Below are 6,007 nucleotides of genomic sequence, written 5' to 3' on the forward strand. Positions count from 1 at the left end.
ACGCACTCCTGGCGGTGCTCAACGGACCGGTCACCTTGGGCGCGGGTCGAGCTCAGCGGCATACGGCATCATCGTATGCCGCTGAGCTCGCGTCCCATGGACGCGAAGGACGCCTCCTCCCGCTCAGCCCAGCGCGCCGAGCAGGTCGCGGCAGGCCTGCTCACAACGGCGGCACGACTCGGCGCACACGCGGCAGTGCTCGTGCATGTCGGCATGGCTCTCGCACTCGTCACCACAGGCCTTGCACGCCTGGGCACAGGCCTCGAGGACCGACCGGGTCAGGTTTGCGTCGTAGCCGGTGTGCCTCGAGAGCACGGCGCCGGTCGTCGCGCAGATGTCCGCACAGTCGAGGTTGGTGCGGATGCACTTCACGAGGTCGGCGACCATGTCCTCGCTCAGGCAGGCGTCGGCGCAGGCGGTGCAGGTCTGCGAGCACTCGTAGCACGCCTGGACGCAGGCCGTGAGCTTGGCGCGGTCGATGTCACCGAGGTCCTTCGGATACGTGTCGAGCATCGCTTCAACCGTGTGCATGTGATCACCTCCGAGGACACGCCCCGCGGTGGTCCACGGAGTCCCTGCGTGCCCGTTCGGCGCATACCCACACGACCGGCCACGACAACACCACCCGAGGTCAGCCGAGGTGCCCTCGCACGGAGGAGTGGCCACGGAGCAGGTTGCGCGCGATGGTCCGTCGCTGGATCTCGTCGGTTCCCTCGTAGATCCGCAGCAGCCGCAGCTCGCGGTACCACCGCTCGACGGGCAGCTCCCGCGTGTATCCCATGCCGCCGTGCATCTGGAGGACGCGGTCGACGATTTCGTTGGCCTTGATCCCGCCGTAGAGCTTGGCCATCGACTGGGCCTGGCGCGAGTCGAGCCCGCGGTCGACCTGCCAGGCCGCCGCGAGGACGAGCCAGCGCAGGGCCTCGATCTCGACGGCCGAGTCGGCCAGCATCCACTGGATGGCCTGGCGCTCGGCGATGGGCTTGCCGAACGTGACCCGGCTGCGGGCGTGCTCCATGCCCATCTCGACAAGGCGCTCACAGGCTCCGAGGGCCCGAGCCGGGAGGAGGTAGCGCCCCTTGCCGATCCAGCGCATGGCCAGCTCGAACCCCTTGCCCTCCTCCCCGAGGATGCTCGAGTGGGGGACCCGGACATCCTCGAAGACGAGCGAGGCCGGCCCCCACTCACCCATCGTGTCGATGGGCGCGCTGCGCCAGCCCCGCTCGCGGTCGACGAGGAAGCAGGTGACCCCGCCGTCGGCCCCCTTCTCCCGGTCGGTGACGGCGAAGACCATGACGAAGTCGGCCTCGTCGCCTCCCGTGATGAAGGTCTTCTCGCCATGGATCACCCACTCGTCGCCGTCCCGACGGGCAGTGGTGCGGATCGCCCTCGCGTCGGAGCCGGCGCCGGGTTCCGTGATGGCGAAACACGACTTCCGGTCACCGTTGATCGTCGGGACGAGGTAGGTGGCCTTCTGCTCGTCGTTCGCGACGTAGAGGATGTTGTCCGCGTCGCCGCCGAAGCGGAACTGCACGAAGGATCGGCCGAGCTCGGCCTCGATGAGCGCTGCCATGACGGCCCCGAGCCCCATCCCGCCGTACTCCTCGGGCGTCTGGATGCCGAAGAACCCGGCGTCCTTGGCCTTGAGCTGCAGCGCCGTCAGCTCGTCCGGCCGCAGGCCCCGCTCGCCGCGACGCTCGCGAGCCAGCACCTCCGGCTCCATCGGGATGATCTCGCGGCGCACGAACGTCCGGACCCAGTCCCGGATCTCACGTTCCTCACCGGTCAGCTCGAGGTCCATCGCTCGGCCTCCTCTTCTCTTCGCCGTCCACTCTGTCAGTTCCCGATGATCAGTTCCCGAGGATCAGTTGCCGGGAATCCCGCTCGCGGGCGGGGCGTCGTCCGCAGCACCGGACGTGTCCTCGCTGATCGGGGCGTCGCCGAGGTCGGTGACGAGCACCTTGGTCAGCTCGGTGCCCGCGCCACCCTTGAGCTGACTCACCTGGAGCCCGCCGATGCCGAGGTGGTTGTCCTTGGAGTAGCGGAACGGCGCGAGCTGCGGGCCTTCGAAGGCCCCGCCCTTCTCCTCGAGGACCGAGACGATGCTCTTGCGGTTGACGTCCTTGCCGGCGGCCTGGAGCGCCTGGACGAAGGCGTAGGCGTGCGACATGCCGTAGACCCGGTAGTTCGTCAGCTCCTTGCCGTTGCCGTGCTCGGCCCAGACCCGCTGCCACAGCTTCGTCCACTCGTTGTCGGGCGAGTCGACGCCGGGGATGTACTCGGTCGTGTAGACGCCGTCGAGAGCCGTGCTGCCGGCCTTGACCGCACCCTCGGAGAAGCGCTCCAGGAGGGCTCCCACGAGGGCCGCGTCCGAGCCGATGGAGCTGTAGAACCACTCGGGCTGGAAGCGCAGCTTCATCGAGACGAGCTGGGTCAGGGCGGTGTAGGAGGGCGTGTTGAACCCGATGACGAAGTCCACATCGGCTGCCTGCAGCTTGGCGAGCTGCGGCGCCACGTCGGTGTTTCCCGAGGTGTAGCGGACCGCCTCGACGATCTGGTCGTCGATGAAGCGGCGCACCCCCTTCTCCCCGTCGGCGCCGAGGTCGTCGTCCTGGAGGAAGAGGCCGACCTTGGCGTCCGGCTTGTTCTGCTTGACCCACTGCCCGATGATCTTGCCCTCGATCTCGTAGTCCGGCTGCCAGCCGAAGGTCATCGGTCGCTCCGCCGGGTTGTCGCCCCACGCCAGGGATCCGGACGAGACGAAGAGGTCCGGCACACCCTCGTCGTTGAGGAAGTCGACGACGGCGCTGTGCGTCGGGGTGCCGAGGCCGCCGACGACGGCGAAGACCTCGTCCTTGAGGACGAGCTCGTTGACGACCGAGCTCGTGTTGGTCGGGTTGTAGGCGTCGTCGCGGACGATGTACTCGATCGTGCGGCCGTGGATGCCGCCCGCCGCGTTGACGAAGTCGAAGTACGCCTTCACGCCGTCGGGGATCTCGCTGTAGCCGGGGGCGGCCACACCGGTGAGTGGGTAGTGGGCGCCGACCTTGACGGTTGTGTCGGTGAGGCCGACGACGTCCTCCGGGGCGACTGCGGCCCCGTCGGAGGTGCTCCCTGCGGTGGCGCGGCCGCCCGCCCCGCAGGCGGAGAGGAGGAGGCCGGCGGCGAGGACTGCGGCGAGGGCCGGGGCGGACCTCGGTGACGAGATCTTCATGGGTTTCTCCTGTGGACGTAGGGCATTCGCGGATGAGGACGGAGTTGTGATGGGACGCGGGCCGGATCAGGACGGGCCCGTGCGGTGGGCCAGCCTCGATCGGAGGGTCCCGACGAGTCCGGCTGGTGCGACGAGGACGACGACGACCACGGTGAGGCCGTAGACCAGAGGAGCCAGCTCAGCGGCCTGGAGGTCGCTGAGGCCGGCGTCCTGCCCGATGGCGGTGACCAGCTGGGGCAGGAACGTGAGCAGGGCAGCGCCGATGAGCGCGCCGAGCAGGCTGCCGAGACCACCGAGGACGATGGCGCTGAGCAGGCCGAGGGAGAGGGTGAGGGTGAAGCCGCTGGGCGCCGTGACGCGGACGACCAGGGCCATCACCGCACCGGCGAGGCCGGCCGCGGCCGCACTGACGACGAAAGCGAGCACCCGTGCACGGCCGAGGTCGATGCCGGCGATGGACGCGGCCACCTCGTCGTCGCGGACCGCTCGCCACCGCCGGCCGACCCGGCTCGAGCCGAGGTTGGCCAGAAGGAGGTAGACGACGACGAGGCAGAACCAGGCGACGTAGGCGACGTAGGTGCGACCGGTGAGCTCCCGGCCCGTGACGAAGAACATCGCGTCGGCCAACCACGTGGGGGCCTCGGGCACGCGCAGGGTGAGACCCTGCTCGCCCCCGAGCTGCTCGGAGAAGTACAGGGCCACGCCGGGCACCGCCACCGCCAGCGCCAGCGTCGCGCCTGCGACATAGGGACCGTGGAGCCGGGCAGCGGGGATCCCGACGCCGAGCCCCACGACGAGAGCCACCGTGCTCGCGGCCAGGATGACGAGGACCAGCGGCGGTGAGCCCGAGCGGCTCTGCAGCAGCAGCGCGGTCGAGTAGGCCCCGACAGCCATGAACGCGCCGTGCCCGAGCGAGAGCTGCCCACTCTGCCCGGTGAGCACCGTGAGGCCGCCCGCGGCGATGGCGAGGTAGGCCATCGTCGAGAGCTGTCCCTGGCGGAAGGGTCCGGCCATCTCGACGACCAGGACGACGAGGACGAGGGAGGCGACCGCGACGATCACGTGTCGCGTGAGCGGTGACAGCGCGCGCCATCGGGACTCGCGCCACCGGGCGAGGCGCTCCGACGACAGGGTTCGCGAGCCACGCGTCGATGCCGCCATGTCAGACCCTCCTTTCTGAGACGGTGGAGAAGAGCCCACCCGGCCGGACGAGGAGCACGACCATGAGGACGACCAGCGCGGCGAGCGGTACAAGGGAGGCGCTCACGAAGCCGCTGACGAAGCTGAGGGCCAGACCCAGCGCGAGACCACCGACGACGGCACCGGCCGGACTGTCGAGGCCACCCAGGACGGCCGCGACGAAGCCGTAGACGACGACCGAGTCCATGTAGCCGGGATGGACGAGGTTGCCACCGGCGATGAGCAGCCCGGCGAGGGACCCGACGAGGGCGGCGAGCGCCCAGCCCAGTGTGAGGAGCCGTCCGACGCGCACGCCGAGGAGTCGGGCGACCTCCTGGTTGAACGCGGCTGCCCGCATCGTCAGGCCGACGTCGGTCCGCTGGAAGAGCAGGACGAGCAGCCCCATGACGACGAGGACCGAGACGATGGTGAAGACCCCGAAGCCGGTGAGCGCGATGGACAGCTCACCGACGCGGAAGCCGCTGAGGCCGAAGGGAGCCGGGAAGGACCGGAACCGAGCCCCGAAGATGACGGCGGCGAGGGCGTGGAGGACGATGAACAGGCCGAGAGTGATGATCACCGCGTTCACCTCGGAGCCGCCCCCGATCCGCCGGATGACGACCCGCTCGACGACGGCGCCGAGGACGAGCCCTGACCCGAGCGCGGCCGCGAAGCCGAGCCAGTACGGCTGGCCTGCGTCGATGAGGGTCAGCGCGACGTAGGTCGTGACCATCGCCATGGGTGCCTGGGCGAAGTTCACGATGCGCGTCGACCGCCAGATCATGACGAGGGCGAGCGCGAAGGCGGCGTAGACCATGCCGAGCGTCAGGCCGGTCAGGGTCGTCGTGAGGAGCTGTTGCACTGGGTCCTCCCCTCAGAGCCCGAGGTAGGCGTGTCGGAGCTGCTCGTCCTGAGCCAGCACGGCGGCCGAGTCCTCGGCGACGAGCCGGCCGAGGTTCAGCACCACCGCGTGGTCGGCGATGGACAGCGCGCTGCGGGCGTTCTGCTCGACGAGGACGACGGTGAGGCCGTCGCGTTCGACGAGGTCTCGGATGGTCCTGAAGATCTGGCTCACGACCCGTCCCGCCAGGCCGAGGGACGGCTCGTCGAGGAGCAGCACCTTCGGGGCGGCGATGAGGGCGCGGCCGACGACGAGCATCTGTCGCTCGCCTCCCGAGAGGACGTGGGCGAGGGCCTCGGACCGGTCGCCGAGCACCGGGAAGAGCTCGTAGATCCGCTCGCGGCTGACAGGCATGCTGCCCCGGGTTCGACCGAGACTGCCGAGCCGGAGGTTCTCGGCGACGGTGAGCTGGGCGATGACGCCCCGCCCCTCGGGCACGTGGGCGAGACCCAGCCTGCTGCGCTCCTCGGTGGGCACGCCGCGCAGGTCGGTGCCGTCGAGCAGGACGGAGCCCTGCTCCTGCGGGAGCAGCCCGGAGATGGCGCGGAGCATCGTCGTCTTGCCGGCACCGTTCGCGCCGAGCACTGCGGTGATCTCCCCGCGGCGGGCGGTGAAGGACACGGCGTCGAGTGCCCGGACGGGTCCGTAGCGGACGCTGAGGTCATGCACCTCGAGCATGCTCGACCCCCTTCGCCGGAGCCGGGGGCGTGCCC

Annotated in this window: 6 protein-coding genes; all 6 read right to left on the reverse strand. The window is 70.1% G+C overall.

Annotation, left to right across the window (positions count from 1 at the left end):
* Positions 1-123 precede the first annotated feature (123 nt).
* Positions 124-531: a four-helix bundle copper-binding protein gene (locus LOY02_RS11320; protein ID WP_317182463.1), complete on the reverse strand. Its 408-nt coding sequence runs from the start codon at positions 529-531 to the stop codon at positions 124-126.
* A gap of 100 nt (positions 532-631) precedes the next feature.
* The gene (locus tag LOY02_RS11325) at positions 632-1,801 is read right to left on the reverse strand and encodes an acyl-CoA dehydrogenase family protein (protein ID WP_317182464.1); all 1,170 of its coding nucleotides are present in this window, start codon (positions 1,799-1,801) and stop codon (positions 632-634) included.
* Between the two features lie 63 nt (positions 1,802-1,864).
* Complete coding sequence (locus tag LOY02_RS11330) at positions 1,865-3,214, reverse strand: ABC transporter substrate-binding protein (RefSeq protein WP_317182465.1); 1,350 nt, start codon at positions 3,212-3,214, stop codon at positions 1,865-1,867.
* 66 nt (positions 3,215-3,280) lie between these two features.
* Entirely contained in the window at positions 3,281-4,375 is a 1,095-nt protein-coding gene (locus tag LOY02_RS11335; RefSeq protein ID WP_317182466.1) for a branched-chain amino acid ABC transporter permease, read from the reverse strand.
* 1 nt (position 4,376) lies between these two features.
* Positions 4,377-5,255, reverse strand: a complete 879-nt coding sequence (locus LOY02_RS11340; protein ID WP_317182467.1) for a branched-chain amino acid ABC transporter permease — start codon at positions 5,253-5,255, stop codon at positions 4,377-4,379.
* A gap of 12 nt (positions 5,256-5,267) precedes the next feature.
* A complete protein-coding gene (locus LOY02_RS11345) occupies positions 5,268-5,972 on the reverse strand; it encodes an ABC transporter ATP-binding protein (RefSeq protein WP_317182468.1) in 705 nt (234 codons plus the stop codon).
* Positions 5,973-6,007 lie beyond the last annotated feature (35 nt).

The sequence above is a fragment of the Intrasporangium sp. genome (assembly GCF_032907665.1).
Taxonomy (GTDB): domain Bacteria; phylum Actinomycetota; class Actinomycetes; order Actinomycetales; family Dermatophilaceae; genus Intrasporangium.